Source organism: Ignavibacteriales bacterium, from assembly GCA_026390795.1.
In the GTDB taxonomy this organism is placed as follows: Bacteria; Bacteroidota; Ignavibacteria; order Ignavibacteriales; family Melioribacteraceae; genus Fen-1258.
In genome coordinates this window covers 103,373-121,394 of sequence record JAPLFG010000004.1, presented here as the reverse complement: position 1 = coordinate 121,394, position 18,022 = coordinate 103,373, and the positions used below count along the sequence as shown (strand labels likewise).

General features: G+C 36.0%; 19 protein-coding genes. 10 read left to right on the top strand and 9 right to left on the bottom strand.

Translation table 11 applies throughout. The features are described 5' to 3' along the window. Positions 1 to 10 precede the first annotated feature (10 nt). From purQ to NTX65_15190, 4 genes are read right to left on the bottom strand one after another with little or no spacing between them, the layout of a single operon-like run. A complete protein-coding gene (gene purQ, locus NTX65_15205; protein ID MCX6170687.1) occupies positions 11 to 706 on the bottom strand; it encodes a phosphoribosylformylglycinamidine synthase subunit PurQ in 696 nt (231 codons plus the stop codon). Then, positions 703 to 954: a phosphoribosylformylglycinamidine synthase subunit PurS gene (gene purS / locus NTX65_15200; GenBank protein MCX6170686.1), complete on the bottom strand. Its 252-nt coding sequence runs from the start codon at positions 952 to 954 to the stop codon at positions 703 to 705. Before purS ends, purQ begins: the two co-directional genes overlap by 4 nt. Then, positions 947 to 1,705 (bottom strand): CDP-diacylglycerol--serine O-phosphatidyltransferase, encoded by a 759-nt coding sequence (pssA, locus tag NTX65_15195; GenBank protein MCX6170685.1) that lies wholly within the window; start codon positions 1,703 to 1,705, stop codon positions 947 to 949. The genes purS and pssA overlap by 8 nt, the downstream gene beginning before the upstream one ends. Next, positions 1,705 to 2,352 carry a phosphatidylserine decarboxylase family protein gene (locus NTX65_15190; protein ID MCX6170684.1) on the bottom strand — a complete coding sequence of 216 codons (648 nt, stop codon included), beginning with the start codon at positions 2,350 to 2,352 and terminating at the stop codon, positions 1,705 to 1,707. The genes pssA and NTX65_15190 overlap by 1 nt, the downstream gene beginning before the upstream one ends. Positions 2,353 to 2,508: 156 nt before the next feature. Between NTX65_15190 and NTX65_15185 the strand changes: the two genes are divergently transcribed. From NTX65_15185 to NTX65_15145, 9 genes are all read left to right on the top strand, one after another. Continuing rightward, positions 2,509 to 2,859 (top strand): YbaB/EbfC family nucleoid-associated protein, encoded by a 351-nt coding sequence (locus NTX65_15185; protein MCX6170683.1) that lies wholly within the window; start codon positions 2,509 to 2,511, stop codon positions 2,857 to 2,859. Continuing rightward, positions 2,860 to 3,459 carry a recombination mediator RecR gene (gene recR / locus NTX65_15180; GenBank protein MCX6170682.1) on the top strand — a complete coding sequence of 200 codons (600 nt, stop codon included), beginning with the start codon at positions 2,860 to 2,862 and terminating at the stop codon, positions 3,457 to 3,459. Beyond that, positions 3,456 to 4,190, top strand: a complete 735-nt coding sequence (locus tag NTX65_15175) for a class I SAM-dependent methyltransferase (protein ID MCX6170681.1) — start codon at positions 3,456 to 3,458, stop codon at positions 4,188 to 4,190. The genes recR and NTX65_15175 overlap by 4 nt, the downstream gene beginning before the upstream one ends. A gap of 50 nt (positions 4,191 to 4,240) precedes the next feature. Then, positions 4,241 to 4,759 carry a hypothetical protein gene (locus NTX65_15170; GenBank protein ID MCX6170680.1) on the top strand — a complete coding sequence of 173 codons (519 nt, stop codon included), beginning with the start codon at positions 4,241 to 4,243 and terminating at the stop codon, positions 4,757 to 4,759. Between the two features lie 118 nt (positions 4,760 to 4,877). After that, positions 4,878 to 5,249 (top strand): hypothetical protein, encoded by a 372-nt coding sequence (locus NTX65_15165; GenBank protein MCX6170679.1) that lies wholly within the window; start codon positions 4,878 to 4,880, stop codon positions 5,247 to 5,249. Positions 5,250 to 5,255: 6 nt separating this feature from the next. Continuing rightward, a complete protein-coding gene (locus NTX65_15160; protein MCX6170678.1) occupies positions 5,256 to 6,125 on the top strand; it encodes a permease-like cell division protein FtsX in 870 nt (289 codons plus the stop codon). A 20-nt stretch (positions 6,126 to 6,145) separates the two neighbouring features. Continuing rightward, entirely contained in the window at positions 6,146 to 6,670 is a 525-nt protein-coding gene (locus NTX65_15155; protein ID MCX6170677.1) for an SLBB domain-containing protein, read from the top strand. 12 nt (positions 6,671 to 6,682) lie between these two features. Further along, positions 6,683 to 8,920 carry a polysaccharide biosynthesis tyrosine autokinase gene (locus NTX65_15150; protein MCX6170676.1) on the top strand — a complete coding sequence of 746 codons (2,238 nt, stop codon included), beginning with the start codon at positions 6,683 to 6,685 and terminating at the stop codon, positions 8,918 to 8,920. Positions 8,921 to 8,924: 4 nt separating this feature from the next. Next, on the top strand, positions 8,925 to 9,860 hold the full coding sequence (locus NTX65_15145) for an SDR family oxidoreductase (GenBank protein MCX6170675.1): 936 nt from the start codon (positions 8,925 to 8,927) through the stop codon (positions 9,858 to 9,860). A gap of 89 nt (positions 9,861 to 9,949) precedes the next feature. On the opposite strand, the gene groL is transcribed toward NTX65_15145, so the two are convergent. From groL to NTX65_15120, 5 genes are all read right to left on the bottom strand, one after another. Continuing rightward, positions 9,950 to 11,584, bottom strand: coding sequence for a chaperonin GroEL (groL, locus tag NTX65_15140; GenBank protein ID MCX6170674.1), 1,635 nt, complete (start codon positions 11,582 to 11,584; stop codon positions 9,950 to 9,952). Positions 11,585 to 11,617: 33 nt separating this feature from the next. After that, on the bottom strand, positions 11,618 to 11,914 hold the full coding sequence (gene groES, locus NTX65_15135) for a co-chaperone GroES (GenBank protein ID MCX6170673.1): 297 nt from the start codon (positions 11,912 to 11,914) through the stop codon (positions 11,618 to 11,620). Positions 11,915 to 12,085: 171 nt separating this feature from the next. Further along, positions 12,086 to 13,387 (bottom strand): adenylosuccinate lyase, encoded by a 1,302-nt coding sequence (purB, locus tag NTX65_15130; protein ID MCX6170672.1) that lies wholly within the window; start codon positions 13,385 to 13,387, stop codon positions 12,086 to 12,088. Then, on the bottom strand, positions 13,384 to 14,553 hold the full coding sequence (locus NTX65_15125; protein MCX6170671.1) for a trypsin-like peptidase domain-containing protein: 1,170 nt from the start codon (positions 14,551 to 14,553) through the stop codon (positions 13,384 to 13,386). Before NTX65_15125 ends, purB begins: the two co-directional genes overlap by 4 nt. 11 nt (positions 14,554 to 14,564) lie before the next feature. After that, on the bottom strand, positions 14,565 to 15,185 hold the full coding sequence (locus NTX65_15120; GenBank protein ID MCX6170670.1) for a glycerol-3-phosphate acyltransferase: 621 nt from the start codon (positions 15,183 to 15,185) through the stop codon (positions 14,565 to 14,567). A gap of 210 nt (positions 15,186 to 15,395) precedes the next feature. On the opposite strand from NTX65_15120, the gene glgP reads away from it, so the two are divergent. After that, positions 15,396 to 17,960, top strand: a complete 2,565-nt coding sequence (glgP, locus tag NTX65_15115; protein MCX6170669.1) for an alpha-glucan family phosphorylase — start codon at positions 15,396 to 15,398, stop codon at positions 17,958 to 17,960. The last annotated feature ends 62 nt before the right edge of the window (positions 17,961 to 18,022 follow it).

Genomic DNA, 18,022 nt, shown 5'->3' with positions numbered 1-18,022 from the left:
AATGACATAATCAGTTTAAATAATTTTCTGCTACTGATTTGAACAACAAAGCTCCGTCGGTGTTCCCGAGTATAGGGTCACAGCATCGTTCGGGATGCGGCATAAGACCCATAACATTTTTCTTTCTATTTATAATACCGGCAATGTTCCCTAGAGAACCATTAGGGTTGAATTCGCTACCGGAATTACCCTCCGGTGAAACGTAACGGAATAGCACTTGCTTATTTGTTTCGAGTTCTTTCAGCGTATTCTCATCTGCAAAATAATTGCCGTCTCCGTGTGCAACGGGAATTTTCAAAACTTTTTGATGGACAGATTTTGTGAAAATATTATCATTGTGCTCAACTTTCAAATAGACATCTTTGCAAACAAATTTTAATGATTCGTTCCTAATCATTACACCTGGCAAAAGACCTAATTCAAGTAAAATTTGAAAGCCATTACAAATCCCAATTACAATACCGCCTTTTTCTGCGAATTTATAAACTGCTTCCATTATTGGTGAGAACCTTGCAATAGCACCTGTACGCAGATAATCTCCGTAAGAAAATCCTCCGGGAAGAATTATAACATCACTCCCTTTTAAATCTTTCTCTTTATGCCAAAGGAATTCCGATTGGTAACCTAATATTTTTTTGACAGCATAGTAGGCATCGTGATCGCAATTAGAACCGGGGAAAACAACAACTCCGAATTTCGGTTTCATTTCACTTCTTCCAAGGTGAATTCAAAATCTTCCATTATTGGATTTGAAAGGAGTTTCTCGCTGTATTCACGCACTTCTTTTTCAGCAACAGTTTTATCGCTTGCATCAACAAAAAACTCAATGTATTTGCCTATACGGGTTTTTTTCACATTATTAAATCCGAGTAGTTTAGCGCCTTGCTCAACAGCTTTTCCTTCAGGATCTAAAATTTTTGGTCGTCGTTTTACTATGACAGTTGCTTTATACACCGTTATTCTCCACTGTTTTTTTCCCGTTCTCGTCTTTTTTGTTCACAATTAACAAATATATCTTTCGAAGAATTCCAAATATTACAATTCCAAAAATAACGTAGAATAAAATTTCACCATTTGTAAGAAGAGCTAATATCAGCACACCTATCAATATGGCAAACAGAAAGAATTTATCTCTGAAATTTTTATCACGAAGTTTTGGCAAAGCATTATAACGGATTTTACTTACCATTAAGAGAGAGAGTAATAGAACTATTGGAATAACAAAATCATCATAAGGTTCTATGATTTTCCCGTCGTGATGAAAGGATAAGACGAACAGTGCAATTGTTAAAGCTTGCATAGGTATCGGTAATCCTTTGAAGTCACCTTTTGTATTCAAATCTTCGACTTGAATATTAAAGCGTGCTAGTCTTAACGCACCAAAAATCAGTAACAATGAACTCAACAAAATTCCCCAGCCGCCAAATTGAAAGGCGTATGCTTTATAGATTAAGAAAGCCGGCGCCGCTCCAAAACTTACTACATCGGAGAGAGAATCAAGTTCAACACCAAAACGGCTTGAAGTTCCAAGTAACCTGGCAACGATCCCGTCAAGCATATCAAAAATAGCCGCGGCAATAATCATTATGGCAGCGAGCCGGAAATTTGGTTGAGATGCAAACACAATTGAAAGGAATCCGCACAAAACATTAAATGTTGTAACCGTATTTGCAATAAATGATTTCTGAAATAAGTATTTTTTCATTATTCAATCTCGAAAAGAATTGTCTCGCCGGCTGTAACTTCATCGCCAAGTTTAACTTTTAACTTCCAGTTAGCTGGAACAACAACATCTGAACGGCTTCCGAATTTTATCATACCGAAACGATTTCCCATCTTAACGGAGTCGCCAATTTTCAAATCACAAACGATTCGTCTGGCAATAAAACCGGCTACTTGTGTAAAAAATACTTTTCCATGACTGCTTAAAATTCCAATCTCAGTACGCTCATTTCGTTTATCTGCTTTCTCATGAAATGCAACTAAATATTCTCCGGCAACGTATTTGAGATAATCAATTTTGCCGTCAATCGGAATTCGGTTAACATGCACATTAAGAGGAGACATAAAAATAGAAATTTGTGTTGCTTTACCTTTTATATATTCTCCTTCGAAAACATCTTTTACAATAACAATTTTTCCATCGGCGGGAGAAAGAACTACATTTTTTTTATTTGGAGGTGTTCGTTCCGGGTCACGGAAAAAATTTAATGAAAAAAGAAGGAAAGCAATAGAAAAAACCAAAAGTGGGTATTTGATCCATCCGTTTTGAATTAATAATGAACCTATAATTAGTACAAGAGAAAATCCCGCACAAAATAAAAATGTAGTTAGCCCATACTTTGTAATCATATAGAAAATGTTTGTGAGCAATCACTATAAAACTTGTCTTTTAAAGACGGTGCAAATGTAATATTTTATCTCTTCAATTTCTTGTGAAACTTTTTTTTGCTAACTTTCGAACCAACAAATCAAGAAAGAAAATCACTCAATACCGACAACTCGAAAATCAAATTTAATCTCGGAGGATTAATGAAATTGAATATGAACGACATGATGAAGCAAGTGCAGAAAATGCAGGCTGACATGGCAAAAATACAATCTGAATTGGAAAATAAAACTGTTACTGAAGAGAGCGGCGGCGGTATGGTTAAAGCTACTGCTAACGGGAAAAAAGAACTAGTATCCCTTTCAATTGATGAAGAAATTGCGAAAAGCGGCGATAGAGAAATGCTTGAAGACTTAGTTGTTGCAGCAGTAAATAAAGCTTTGCAAGCTGCCGGTAAGATGGCAGAAGATGAATTGGGTAGCGTTACTAAAGGAATGCTCCCTCCGGGCATGAACATTCCGGGGTTTTAAATGCTGATAGCCGAACCGTTACAAAAGGCAATAGATGAATTAAGCAAGCTTCCTTCCATAGGGAATAAAACTGCACAACGGCTTGCTCTCCATATTTTGAAAAGTGAATCTCAAACCGTTGATGCTTTAGTCAAATCACTTATCGAATTGAAAGAAAAAATTAGATTTTGTGAAGTTTGTTTCAACATTGCGACCGAAGAAAAATGTGAAATTTGTACAAGCCAAAAACGGAATCGTTCATTGATGTGTGTAGTAGAAGATGCAAGCGATGTGATTGCGATTGAAAGGACGAATGAGTACAACGGAGTGTATCACGTTCTTGGCGGAGTATTAAATCCATTAGCCGGAGTTATGATTGATTCTCTTAAAATAAGAGAATTACTTTTGCGATTACAAACGAACGAGGTGAAAGAAATTATTCTAGCACTTAACCCAAATTCAGAAGGCGATGCAACTTCTGTTTATTTGATGAATACGTTGAAAAACTTGAATATAAAAGTCTCAAGGATCGCACGGGGACTTCCTATTGGCGGAGATTTGGAATTTGCAGATTCGGCAACAATAGGACGTGCATTTATTGGTAGAATATCAGTACAATGAAAGAATGGTTTAAGGATTGGTTCAGTTCCGAAGAATATCTGGATGTTTATCAACATCGAGATACCGATGACGCACAAAAGTTATTAGAATTAATTATCAAAGTAACACGTTTAAACAAAAATGCTTCAATTCTTGATGCGGCATGCGGAGCCGGAAGACATTCAATAAACCTTGCATTAAGAGGATTTGCTGTTACGGGATTCGATTTAAGTAAATCTCTTCTTAAAAAAGCTAAATCAGATTCTGCACTGCAAAAAATTGAAGTTGATTTATTTTGCGCGGACATTAGAAAAATATGTTTGCAGAAAAAATTTGATCTGATCCTAAATTTATTCACAAGTTTTGGTTACTTTACTAGCGATGATGAAAACTTTCGTTTTGCAAAAACAGCATATAATTTGCTAAATGAAAAAAGCTATTATGTTCTAGATTATTTGAATTCGGATTATGTTATAAAGAACCTGGTACCGGAAACAATTAACGAAACTGGGAATAAAAGAGTTGTAGAACTGCGAAGAATTGAGAATGGACGGGTAGTAAAAGAAATTCTAATTCAAAATGGAACAACAAAAGATACTTATCTGGAATCCGTCCAACTATATTCCAAGGAAAAGATAATCTCTGAGTTTGAGAAAATTGGATTTACAATTGAGAAATTCTTTGGTGATTATAATGGTTCGGAATTCAATGAAAATACATCTCATAGATTAATTCTTTTTTTTAAGCGATGAAAAAAAATATCTATTTTTTGTTTCTTTTGATTTTAACTTCTTGCGATTTGTTGACTACCAGAAATGCCGAACTTCCGGATACGATTGCGAATAGTAATATTCCGGCAACTACACCGGACATATTGTTTCAGAACTTAAAATCTTCTATTGAAGAGAAAGTTTTAGAAAATTACATGCAATGTTTTGTTGATTCTTCTTACTCCAAAAAAAAATTCAGGTATATACCTTCATCGGGTTCAACATCTCAATTTCCGGTATTAACTAACTGGAATTTAGAATCTGAGCGGCAGTACTTCAAAAATCAAAAGACAATCGCCAAACAAGGGAATTCCATCACACTCGATTTATCAAATCAATTCAACACACAGTTTGGCGACAGCGCAGTCTATCAATTCGATTACAATTTGAATCTTTCCGCAAACGACCAGACAATCAGCGGTGAATTTCAAGGAACAATGCAGTTTAAGATATCGCTAGATTCGAGAAACCAATGGATGATTGTTGAAATGGATGATTTTAAAAAAAGTAATTTTCAAAGTTGGAGCGAATTAAAAGGGAGGCTATATTAAGCTAATTCTTTTTAGCGGAATAGTCTTATTTACTCTTAATAGTTGTGTAAATCCTTTTGCACCAAAGATTGACGACACACTTGGAGAAGCAAAAGGATTAATTAGTGATCAACTAAATGTGGATGGAGTCTTCCAAAATTTCCAATATGCGTATGCTTTTAAGGATACACTAATTTATAGTCAGCTTCTGAATAAAAATTTTACTTTTAATTACAGAGATTATGATATTGGAGCTGATATTTCATGGGGGAGAGATGAAGAAATGAAAGTTAGCAGCGGATTGTTCCAAAACACGCAGCGCTTGGATCTGGTATGGAATAATATAAATTCCATGACGGATGATTCATCACGCATTGTCAGAAGTTTTAATTTAACAATAACATTTAACCCGACTGATATTATTTATATTGACGGTAGAGTGAATCTAACGCTCATCAAAATAAATAATAAATGGAAAATCCTTCGCTGGGTTGATGAATCTAATTTTTAGGAATTCATGATACTATTTTATCTAAAAGAAACTTTAAGAATATTCCGGAAATCATCCTTCGCCACAATTGTTACAATTACTATTACAACGATTGCGGTTTCATTAACGACGGTATCTTTTTTCCTTGTATTCAGTACGAATACGCTTAGCAACCAAGTCAAGCGGTCAATTGAAGTCAATGTTTATTTGGAAGATTCGCTTAACTCATCGGATATTGAAAACATTCGATCAAGTATAACACAAATCCATGAAGTTCAATCGGTGCTGTTTATCAGTAAGAATGATGCAGTAAAAAAATTTTTGGCGGAAACAGGAGAAGATTTTAGAAAAGTAATTGATCAGAACCCTTTGCCGAACTCTTTAGTTGTAAAGTTTCAACCAGAGTCTCTAGATGAAATGAACATTGAAAAGTTCACAGACCAATTTAAGAAATTAAAGGGTGTGTCCGATGTGGTTTATGATTATAAAACTGTTCTGCGGATTCTTAATTTTCTTAAATCTTTCAAGTACATTATTTATATATTATCTGTGATTTTAATACTTTTATCAATTTATCTTGTTTATAGTAACAATAAAATTCAGATGTACGGGAACCGGAATCTCTATGTAACTATGAAGTTGGTTGGTGCCTTAGAAAAAACCATGAAAATACCGTTGATAATTAACGGTCTGTTCATCGGACTAATCTCATCATTATTCACTTTATTTCTTTTTCATGGTATATTGATTTTATTGACTAAAATCTATTATAACATTAAATTTATAATGTATTTGGACTTCCTTGATATTCTGATTCCTGTGATCGGAGTCTCATTAGGATTTATTGGAAGTTTTATATCTTCGTCCAAACTTTCTAATTTACTTCAGGACAAATAATTTAATAAGGGAAAGTATTCATGAAAATTAACATCCGAATTTTTATCATATTCATTTTAGGATATATTTCATTAGCTGCTCAAGTTAAGGATTATGAACTGGGTGCTGACGTATTGGGGAGCAGAATTAATCCCCAAGGAGGATATTATAATTATTCCGATCCGGAAGCAGTAAACGTGAAAGTATCGGTTTGGGGATGGGTTAAATTTACCGGGAAATATACTGTACCTAGTTATTCAACTGTGGCGGATCTTTTATCCTACGCAGGCGGTCCTACTGATGCTGCCGATCTTGAGGATCTGAGAATCTACCGTATTAACGATGATTCAACACAATCAATGATAAAATTTACATATAACGATCTTCTTTATGAAACAAAATTGGATTCAAAATTTAGAAAAGTTCCAAAATTAGAAGCCGGTGATATTTTGGTTGTGCCGGGCGAGCCGAGACTTTATTTTCGAGATCACTTTAGCATTTGGATGTCAGTTTTCAGTGTTCTGATTTCTTTATCAATCCTAGTCCTTAATATTGTTAGAAAATAAGAGGAGCATATTGTGATAAATAACCAAACGAGTTCCCCAATATTACAAGAGTCTCATACACTCCGAGACTATATTAATTTGGTTCGATTAAATTTTGTACCGATTCTATTGATAAGTTTAACTGGATTGTTAGTTGCTATAATATATGCGGTCAATGCACCTAACATTTATAAATCAACTACTGTCATTAAATTATCAAAACCGCAAGGGAATATTCTCTCTGGTTCTCTTATTCCCGAGTTTCAAGATTTTGGAAGCGACCGTTTCATTGCAAATGAAATTGAAGTATTAAAAAGTCACCATCTTAAGGAAAGAGTTAGTAATTCTCTAATAGATAGTTTTAAAATAAGTTCTAACAAAAAGAACTATGCTCTTATTATTGATGAAAACTTAACTTCCAAGTCAGGTTCACTTGTACTTGAACCAGTTGAATCAATTGTGAAGATGTTAACTTCAAGAGTGTCAATTGATCAAAAACGCGGACTAGATATTGTTGAAATTTCTGCAGAATCCACTTCACCTTATGAAGCGGCAGTAATGGCGAATAGTTATGCTTCAGCCTACAAGGAGATCAATCTTGCTTATAATAGACAACAGTTAACCGTAATCAAAAATTTTCTTGCAGGACAACGGGACGAAAAATTAGCATCCTTAGCCAACGTTGAAGAAACGATGAAAAATTTTCAAGAACAACGCGGTATTGTGCAATTGCCGGAACAAGCTAAAGCTCTAATCACGGAATCGTCGGATATTCAGGCTAAAATGAACGCAGCCAAAATTGATATGACCATCTCTGAAAAAACGCTTAACAATTATAAAGATGAGTTGAAAAAACGGGATCCAACTTTAACTGCATATATAGAAAATTTAGCAACCGAGCCATACATCAAAAAATTACAAGAACAGATTGGCGCTTTAACGATTCAAAGAGATAGGGCAATGGCCAACCCGAACAGCAATTCTCAAAAATTGGTTAAAGAAGCCGATGCTAATATTAGCGAGTTAAGAGACAAACTAAATAGTCAGTTATCGGTTTTTCGTGCCGGTGTTCTTGCATCAACTCCTGAAGAAATAAAAGACTTAACAAGAAAAGTATTGGATGAAGAAGTAAAATATCAAGCCCTTTCCGCCTCCTATAAAAAAATGAATGAGATCGTTGGCGATTATGATAAAAAGATGAATCAACTTCCTACAAGTACAATTGATCTCGCAAGATTGCAGAGAGAGCAATCTGCAAATGAAAAACTTTATCTTCAGGTAGAGGAACGTTATCAAGAAGCAATTATTAACGAACAGTCAGTTCCCGGAAATGCATTAATTATTGATGCTGGATTGGTCCCTCTTTCTCCTGCAAAACCAAACCGGTTGTTAATTGTTTTAATTGGATTGATCCTGGGAATTGGAATGGGAGTTGGTTTTGCTTTTGTTAAAAACTATTTGGATAATACAGTAAAAACACCTGAAGATATTTCGAACAGAAATATTAATGTTCTTGCATGGGTACCTCAGATCGAGGGTGTGGAATCGGGGAATAAGGATTTTGAATTTATTGTTGCCAAAAAACCAGATGCGAGCGCAAGTGAAGCTTACCGTGCTCTAAGGACTAGAATTAAATTCTCTAAACTTGATAAAGAAGCTCTCAAAACTATATTGGTTACCTCTGCCACATCACAAGAAGGTAAAACAACAACCTCAATAAATCTTGCAGGAAGTTTTGCCCAGGCAAATTTTAAAACAATTATTATTGATGCAGATTTAAGAAAACCAAGAATTCATACTGTATTTAATCAAAAGAGATTCCCAGGATTCTCTGATTACTTCTTCGGTCAAGCCTCGTTTAGCGAGATTCTCAGAAAGTCCGAAATTAATAATCTCGATTTCATAACCGCAGGAACTATTCCACCAAATCCTTCTGAAATTTTGGGCTCAACACAGATGGAATCTTTTCTTGAGAAATTAAAAAATGAATATGATTATGTGATTATTGATTCTCCGCCCGTAATTGCAGTAACCGATTCGGAAATAATGTCGAGTATGGTTGATGGTACTTTACTTGTTGTATCTGCTAATAATACGGAGATCGAACTGATGGAAAAGGCGGTCCAATTATTGAGTCATGACCGTTCTTCATTTATCGGTGTGGTGTTGAATAATTTTACATACAGAAGCGGCTACGGATCTTACTATAAATATTATTATTATTATTCAAGACCAACTACAAGTTCAAAGAAAACCCGAATAAAAGCATAAATTGATGAAAAATAAAATTGCTGTTGTTACCGGCGGTGCCGGCTTTTTAGGGTCTCATCTTTGTGATCGATTAATTAAAGAAGGAATGAAAGTAATTTGTCTTGATAACCTATTAACAGGCCGTATTGAAAATATACAGCATCTAATTGCAAACGAAAATTTCCAATTCCTAAAAATCGACGTTACAAATTATCTCCATATCCCGGGTGAAATAAATTTTATTCTTCACTTTGCTTCACCAGCAAGCCCAATTGATTATCTCAAATATCCAATTCAAACTTTGAAAGTTGGATCTCTTGGAACACATAAGGCTTTGGGATTAGCCAAAGAAAAAGGAGCAACATTCTTGTTAGCAAGTACGTCGGAGGTTTATGGCGATCCCTTAATTCACCCGCAGAGTGAAGATTATTGGGGTAATGTAAATCCGGTTGGTCCTCGCGGAGTTTATGACGAAGCGAAACGATTTGCAGAAGCGCTTACAATGGCTTATCATCGCTACCATGGACTTGATACACGAATAGTAAGAATATTCAATACTTACGGAACAAGAATGCGTCTAGATGATGGACGTGCGCTTCCTGCATTCATTTCACAAGCTCTCAATGGCCAAGATCTGACTGTTTTTGGTGACGGTTCTCAGACTAGAAGTTTTTGTTATGTAAGTGATCTGATCGACGGGATCTTCAAATTATTATTATCGAATGAGAATATGCCTGTTAATATTGGTAATCCTCACGAAATTACGATTGAAGATTTTGCAAATGAAGTTATCCGTTTAACAAATTCAAAAAGTAAAATTATTTACCAGGAATTACCGGTTGATGATCCGAAGGTTCGCCAACCCGATATTACACGTGCAAAAGAAATTTTAGGGTGGGAGCCAAAAGTGAGTAGGGAAGAAGGGCTTAAAATTACAATCGCTTATTTCAAAAAGGAATAATTAAACCAGAATTTCAATACAAATATTTATAAAAAAAAGAATCCCGCGATTGCGGGATTCTTTTTAACTTTTGGAATTTAATTCTACTATCAATACATTCCGTCCATACCACCGCCGTGAGGCATAGCAGGCATCGGTTCTTTATCTTCTTTCTTTTCGTAAATAACCGCTTCGGTCGTAAGCAATAGTGCAGAAACTGATGCAGCATTTTCAAGAGCTGTTCTTGCAACTTTTGTCGGATCAATTACACCGCTCTTAATCAAGTTTTCATAAACTTCTGTTGCGGCATTGAATCCAAAATCACCTTTGCCTTCAAGGACTTTGTTCAAAACAACTGCGCCTTCAAAACCAGCATTAGCGGCAATTTGTTTTAACGGTTCTTCAAGAGCTTTAGCAATTATCTTAATACCTGTATTCTGATCTGGATTCTCGCCTTTGAGTTTATCTAAGGAAGCAATTGCTCTTACCATTGAAACTCCACCGCCGGCAATAATTCCTTCTTCAACTGCTGCACGAGTTGCATGAAGAGCATCTTCAACACGAGCTTTTTTCTCTTTCATTTCAACTTCTGTTGCTGCGCCTATTTTCAATACTGCAACACCGCCGGAAAGTTTTGCAAGTCTCTCCTGTAGTTTTTCTTTATCATAATCAGATGTTGTCTTTTCAATCTGAGCCTTGATTTCATTGATACGTTTTTTTATATCATCAGATTTGCCAGCGCCTTCAACAACAGTTGTGTTATCTTTATCGATATTGATCTTTTTAGCTTTACCAAGATAGTCCAATGTAGCATTCTCAAGTTTAAAGCCGCGTTCTTCGGAGATAACTGTTCCGTTTGTAAGAACAGCAATATCTTCCAACATAGCTTTTCTTCTGTCGCCGAATCCGGGAGCTTTAACAGCGCAAACTTTTAATGTACCGCGTAATTTATTAACCACTAATGTTGCAAGAGCTTCACCTTCAAGATCTTCGGCAATAATTAATAGCTGTTTTCCTGCTTGAGCTATTTTCTCTAAAATCGGGAGAAGATCTTTCATTGCGGAGATTTTTTTATCATGAATTAAAATGTAAGCGTCTTCTAAATTAGCTTCCATTGATTCTGAATTTGTAACAAAGTAAGGAGATAGATAACCGCGGTCGAATTGCATCCCTTCAACAACTTCCAAACTTGTTTCAGCAGATTTACTTTCTTCAACAGTGATAACACCGTCTTTACCAACTTTTTCCATTGCGTCCGCGATCAAATTACCGATTGTTTTATCGTTGTTAGCAGAGATAGAACCAACTTGAGCAATTTCTTCTCTTCCGCCAACTTCTTTACTGCTGGCTTTCAAATATTCAATCACTTTGATTACTGCTAAATCGATACCGCGTTTCAGATCCATCGGATTAGCGCCGGCGGTTACGTTTTTTAATCCTTCACGGTAAATTGCTTGAGCAAGAACTGTAGCGGTTGTTGTTCCGTCACCTGCTACATCACTTGTTTTCGAAGCAACTTCGCGAACCATCTGAGCGCCCATATTCTCAACCGGGTTTTCAAGTTCGATTTCTTTTGCAACGCTAACACCGTCTTTTGTAACAGTTGGTGCGCCGAATTTTTTATCAATAATTACATTTCTTCCTTTAGGTCCAAGTGTAACTTTAACAGCGTTTGCAAGTTTATCTACGCCAGCTTTAAGGGCGCTTCTTGCATCAGAGCTGTATTCAACTATTTTTGCTGCCATAATTTTTCTCCGTTTATTTTAATCAAACTTTTTTTATTTAACGATTCCGTAAATATCGCTTTCGCGCATAATTAAATATTCATCGCCGTCAATTTTAATTTCTGTTCCGGAATATTTTCCATAAAGAACTACATCGCCTACTTTAAGGCTCATTGCAACCAATTTGCCTTCTTCTGTAACTTTACCGGCACCAACAGCAACAATAGAACCTTCAACTGGTTTTTCTTTTGCTGTATCCGGAAGAATGATACCGCCTTTTGTGGTTTCTTCAGCTTCTTTTGGTTTTACTATTACTCTGTCACCTAATGGTTTGATTTTGAAATCTGCCATAGTTTGACCTCCTTTAATGAATGAATGATTAGCACTCTGTATTAACGAGTGCTAATATAAGGGAAGAAGTTTGATTTGTCAATATTCTTTTGAAATATCAAGTAATTCAAAGAAAATGCGGTATAAAGACTAATGCTCTGAATTTAACTTTATAGAAGGGAAGCTAATTTTTTATTGGAGATCAACCGAACGGGCAAAGATATAGTCTATATTTTTAAGAAGCTTGCCGTTATCGAACATGTCATCTAAATCTTGTTGATCGAAAAAGTTTTTCACCTTCGCTGATTTTGAGAGCTCATCCTTCAAATTCTTCGATTGATCTCCCCAAACAACCATGGCAGATTTTTGAACTATCTCATAAGCATCTTCTCGTGTCATTCCTTTCTCCGTCAGCTTCAGGAGAACTGCCTGAGAGAAAATTAATCCTCTGGTTAGATTTAGATTTTTTATCATGTTCTCTGGATAGATGATCAGTCTATCAACAAGTTTTATGGCAAGGTTCAAAGCATAATCAAGTGCAATACAACTATCCGGAATTATGATACGTTCAACTGAAGAATGCGAAATATCTCGTTCATGCCAGAGCGCAACATTCTCCAGAGCAGCCATTGAATTACTTCGTAACAATCGAGAAATACCGGTAATTCTTTCGCTCACAATCGGATTCCTTTTATGCGGCATTGCGGAAGAGCCTTTTTGTCCTTTCGAAAAATATTCTTCCGCTTCAAGCACTTCGGTTCTTTGCAAATGACGGACTTCAATCGCAATTTTTTCAAGTGAAGAACCGATGATTGCGATTACTGTTAAAAATTCTGCATGACGGTCTCTCTGAACAACTTGAGTAGCAACCGGTTCCGGTTTCAAACCAAGTTTAGAACAAACATATTCTTCCACTTTAGGAGAAAGATGTTCAAATGTTCCAACCGCTCCGGAAATTTTGCCCGTGCTTATCGATTGTACAGCATTTTCCAAACGGGATATATTTCTTTTAGCTTCCTCAAACCAGAGTGCGAACTTTAATCCCATGGAATACGCTTCGGCGTGAATTCCATGACTTCTTCCAACACAAATAGTTTTCTTATGTTCAACAGCTCTTCTTTGCAAAACATTCTTTAATTCGGTTAATTTTTTCAGAAGTAATTCACCGGCAGATTTCATTTGATAGGCGAGTGCTGTATCAAGAACATCCGATGAAGTCATTCCGTAATGAATATGTCGTGACGCTGGACCGACATATTCGGCGACGTTTGTTAGAAATGCTATCACATCATGTTTGGTGGTTTCTTCAATTTCAAGAACACGCTTCAGATTAAAATCGGCTTTAGACTTAATCAGTTCCCAATCATCTTTAGACACTTCACCCATTTCTGCTCTAGCTTCACATGCGAGAATCTCAATCTTTAACCACGTTTCCAATTTAAATTGATCGTTCCAAATTTTTCCCATCTCGGGCAAAGTGTAGCGTTCAATCATTTCATCTTCTCCAGTTTCATTTTAATTGTTAACTGTTTGTTATCACGCAAAATTTTAACATCTATCGTGTCTCCCGTTCTAAATTCCTGAATTATACCTCCGAGAGTAATATCATCATTAACTCTAAATGAATTTACACCAATAACAATATCTCCAGGCTGTAAACCGGCTTTTTGTGCCGGCGAATTGCGCTGAACTTCTGTTATTATTACCCCGCGGGAAGAACTTAGCTTATAAGTTTTTGAGAGTTGATCATTGATTGTTAGTATTTTTAATCCGGTCCAAAAATCTCTTTCCACTTTCCCTTTTTCTTTCAATTCTTTTGTAACGCGACTTATTTTATTTATTGGGATTGCGAAACTCACTCCAACATTTCCGGAAGAACCTTGAGCTGTGTAAATTAAAGTATTCATTCCAATAAGTTCTCCAAGAGAATTAACAAGCGGTCCACCGCTGTTACCGCTATTGATTGCGGCGTCGGTTTGCAGCATATTCACATAATATCTGTTATCTGCTGATCCGAGATTCATTCCGTTAGCACTCACAACACCTACCGTAACAGTAGGTTTGTCGTTAATGTCGAATAAACCGAACGGATTTCCGAATGCAATAACCCATTCACCAATCATTATATCGTCTGAGTTGCCGAATTTGATATACGGAAGATTCTTAGCCTCAATTTTAAGAAGACAGATATCTGATGTGTGATCAGTCCCAATCACTTTTGCATTGTACTGACTGCCGTCTGTTAATGTAACAATTGCTTCTACAGCATTTCCGGCAACATGATCATTTGTTATAATGTATCCATCAGGTGATATGATTGCCCCTGAACCCAAACTTTTAATTTGTTGATTATATACTCTATCGCCAAAGAATTGTCGCCAAAACGGATCCAAGTTGTATAATTCTCTAATTTGCCTGATTTCGGTAACACTAATTCCAACAACTGCCGGGCTTACTTGCGCAACAGTTTTAGTAATTATATTCTGGCGTTCATTAAGAATATCGCCGGCAATAGCTTGTCTTTGAAGAGTCGGATTTAATAATGAACTTAATGCAGCCGATGAATTATTTGAATCATTTTTTATTACCATCGAAAAAATAACGGTGGCAACTATTAACGTTATTGCAGAAGATAAAATTATTGTTTTTACTCTATTCATTTTTAGTACCCTTAATTTTTATTATTTACTTTAAGAATCAATTCCTTCATTGGAACATAATATTTGGTTAAAATAATCAGCATCAACAAGCTGACATAAATGCTAAATTGTAAATTATTTACAGCATGAGGAAATGAAAACTGATTTAACAGAAATGCTGAAGTAAAGGAGATTAAGGCAGTCAAAATTGATGCGATGACATTAGCGATGTGAATATTCCTAGGATACCCGAATGAGATTAACCAGATCAATGCCCAGAGGAGAAGCATCGGGATAGAAATAAATAACGCGCCTCCGCCGGCTGTTGCTATTCCTCTTCCGCCTTTGAAATTTATCCAAGGCGAAAAACAATGGGCCAGAACTGCCGCATTCAATGAGATCATCACAAAAATAAATTCATCTCCGATTAATAATTTTGTAAGAAGTACAGCCGTTAACCCCTTAAGTAAATCAATTATAAATACTGTCAATCCAATCATTTTTGATTTAGAAACTTCGAATGAATTCAAAGCTCCCACATTTCCTGAGCCGGTTGTTCTTATATCGATATTTAAAAACCGTTTCATAATTAAATACGCCGTTGGAAGAGAACCAATAATATAACCTATCAGAAAACTTAATATGTAATTCATCGCACGCAAACTATTTTGTTGTAAATCAAATTTAACAAATTATTAATACCTGAAAAACTGTAAATAACTTTTTTAACTTACTCTTGCTTTAATTATGAAATGGGAAGATTTGTTCCCGCAAAAATTTCCAATTTTATCTTGTCTTTTGAACAATTAAAAAATATGTTAACTTTGTTAGGCAAATGAATCCTTACAAAAATGGAGTTGTAAATGGTAAATTTTATCGGCAGGTTCAATGTTGTCCCGTCACTTCCGGAAAAATTAGAATCTTTACGCGAAATTGTATACAACCTGTCTTGGAGCTGGAACCACGATGCAATAGAATTATTTAGAAGACTCGACCGCAAATTATGGGAAGAAACCCACCACAATCCTGTTCTTATGTTAGGTAAGATTAGCCAAGAAAGATTGAATGAAGTTGCTGCCGATGATAGTTTTATTTCTCATATGAACCGTGTTTATGTTCACCTTAATGTTTACATGGAAGAACGAAGCTGGTATCAAAAAAATTATTCGTTTGAAGGTGATAAGTTTATTGCTTATTTCTCCGCTGAATTTGGTCTTACGGAATGTTTGCAGGTTTATTCAGGTGGACTCGGCGTTCTTGCCGGAGATCATCTAAAATCTGCAAGTGATCTTGGATTGCCGCTTGTTGCTGTAGGACTTTGTTACAAGGAAGGTTATTTCCAACAATATTTAACCAACGATGGATGGCAGCAAGAACGATATGAATTAACAGACTTTTTTAATCAGCCGATGGCACTTGTAACTAATTTCGAAAACACTCCGTTAAAAATTGAAATGGATTTTCCCGGTAGAAAAGTGATTGTGCAGGTTTGGAAAATTCAGGTTGGCCGAATCCCATTATTCTTACTTGACACCAATGTTCCGGAAAATTCTGAAGATGATAGAAAAATTACCCGTTCTCTTTATGGCGGAAATGTTGAGACCCGTATGCAGCAAGAAATTGTTCTGGGAGTCGGTGGAATACGAGCACTTCACGCAATGAAAATGGACCCTTTGGTTTGTCACATGAATGAAGGACACTCAGCATTTCTCTCGTTAGAAAGAATTCGTTATCTAATTAAAAGTCATGGATTGAATTTTACGGAGGCGAAAGACATTAATTTTTATTCCAATGTATTCACTACACATACTCCGGTGCCTGCGGGAATCGATATTTTCCCAAATGATCTCATAGAAAAATATTTTGGTAATTATTATCGAAATGAATTGCAAATTAACGATAGAACTTTCTATTCATTGGGCACAATTCTTAAAGATAAACCGGTTACTAATTTCAATATGGCACATCTTGCAATGAATATGGCGGGTTTTGTTAACGGTGTTAGTAAACTTCACGGTAAAGTTTCTAAAAAAATGTGGATGGCTGGATTTGTAGATATTCCTTTCGATGAAATTCCAATTGACTATATTACCAACGGAGTGCATACACGATCACATCTTTCAAATGATATGCAGGAATTGTTATACAGATATCTCGGTGAAAAATTTATGCAGAATCCTGCAGATCCCGAATCATGGAAAAACATTGATGAAATCCCGGATGAAGAATTGTGGCGTACTCATGAAAGAAGGAGAGAAAGACTTGTTGCATTCGCGCGCAGCAGATTAACAAAACAAATTATTGAACGCGGGGGCTCGGCTTCAGAACTCGCTTCTGCAAAGGAAGTTCTTGACGTGCAGGCATTAACAATTGGTTTTGCCCGACGCTTCGCTACATATAAACGCGCAACACTAATTGCACGTGATATCGAACGTTTGGCGAGTATTTTAGGCAATCCTAATTTCCCGGTTCAGTTAATTTTTGCCGGTAAAGCGCATCCAAAAGATGACGAAGGGAAAAAACTTATTCAAGAAGTCATTGCGATTTCAAAAGAACCGCATTTAAGAAAAAAAATTGTATTCCTTGAAAATTATGATATGAACATCGCACGGTATATGGTTGAAGGATGCGATGTCTGGTTGAACAATCCAAGAAGACCGCTCGAAGCAAGCGGGACTTCTGGTATGAAGGTAATTGCTAACGGAGGTTTGAATCTTAGTGTAATGGATGGATGGTGGGATGAAGCATTTACACCAGAAGTCGGTTGGAGAATTGGTAATAGAGAAGAATATGATAATCTTGATTACCAGGATGAGGTTGAATCAAGATTAATTTATGAAGGAATCGAAAAAGAACTTGTTCCACTCTTTTATAATAGAGGGGAGGATAAGCTTCCGCGCAATTGGATTTCCATGATGAAAAATTCGATGAAGAAATTAGGACCGATTTATAATTCTCACAGAATGGTTGAGCAGTATGCTACTAAATTCTATTTTGCATCCCGTGAGAAACGGATGGCATTGATGGAAAATAATTGGGAAAAGGGAAAAGCCTTTTCTCAATGGAAAAACCGCTTATATGCAAATTGGGATAAAGTAAAATTTTTAAGTATCTCTGAAGAAGAAAAGAATGGCGACCTCAAAGTAGGTCTGAAATATCCTATACTCGCCGAAGTAGAATTAGGAGACTTGACTCCTGATGATGTTGATGTTCAGATCTATTTTGGTAAAGTTGACGATGGAGTTGACGGTACAAAATTGAAAGTCAATATGTCTCATGTAATTAAGAAAAGTAAATCAACAAAATATATTTACCGCGGCGAGATAAATTGCAAAGACACCGGTCAATTTGGATTTACATTGCGCTTGCTGCCTAAGCATCCATTGCTGATCAATCAATTTGAACTTGGATTAATCCGTTGGGCGTAATGAGAGCAGTTTTTAGTTGTTAGAGATCATAGATAAGATTATGGTTATCTGTTTTTAGCGGG

Excerpts from the sequence above, each read along its gene's own strand:
- purQ (MCX6170687.1), bottom strand. The coding sequence starts at position 706 with ATGAAACCGAAATTCGGAGTTGTTGTTTTCCCCGGTTCTAATTGCGAT.
- pssA (MCX6170685.1), bottom strand. The coding sequence starts at position 1,705 with ATGAAAAAATACTTATTTCAGAAATCATTTATTGCAAATACGGTTACA.
- NTX65_15190 (MCX6170684.1), bottom strand. The coding sequence starts at position 2,352 with ATGATTACAAAGTATGGGCTAACTACATTTTTATTTTGTGCGGGATTT.
- recR (MCX6170682.1), top strand. The coding sequence starts at position 2,860 with ATGCTGATAGCCGAACCGTTACAAAAGGCAATAGATGAATTAAGCAAG.
- NTX65_15175 (MCX6170681.1), top strand. The coding sequence starts at position 3,456 with ATGAAAGAATGGTTTAAGGATTGGTTCAGTTCCGAAGAATATCTGGAT.
- NTX65_15160 (MCX6170678.1), top strand. The coding sequence starts at position 5,256 with ATGATACTATTTTATCTAAAAGAAACTTTAAGAATATTCCGGAAATCA.
- NTX65_15155 (MCX6170677.1), top strand. The coding sequence starts at position 6,146 with ATGAAAATTAACATCCGAATTTTTATCATATTCATTTTAGGATATATT.
- NTX65_15145 (MCX6170675.1), top strand. The coding sequence starts at position 8,925 with ATGAAAAATAAAATTGCTGTTGTTACCGGCGGTGCCGGCTTTTTAGGG.
- groL (MCX6170674.1), bottom strand. The coding sequence starts at position 11,584 with ATGGCAGCAAAAATAGTTGAATACAGCTCTGATGCAAGAAGCGCCCTT.
- groES (MCX6170673.1), bottom strand. The coding sequence starts at position 11,914 with ATGGCAGATTTCAAAATCAAACCATTAGGTGACAGAGTAATAGTAAAA.
- purB (MCX6170672.1), bottom strand. The coding sequence starts at position 13,387 with ATGATTGAACGCTACACTTTGCCCGAGATGGGAAAAATTTGGAACGAT.
- NTX65_15125 (MCX6170671.1), bottom strand. The coding sequence starts at position 14,553 with ATGAATAGAGTAAAAACAATAATTTTATCTTCTGCAATAACGTTAATA.
- NTX65_15120 (MCX6170670.1), bottom strand. The coding sequence starts at position 15,185 with ATGAATTACATATTAAGTTTTCTGATAGGTTATATTATTGGTTCTCTT.
- glgP (MCX6170669.1), top strand. The coding sequence starts at position 15,396 with ATGGTAAATTTTATCGGCAGGTTCAATGTTGTCCCGTCACTTCCGGAA.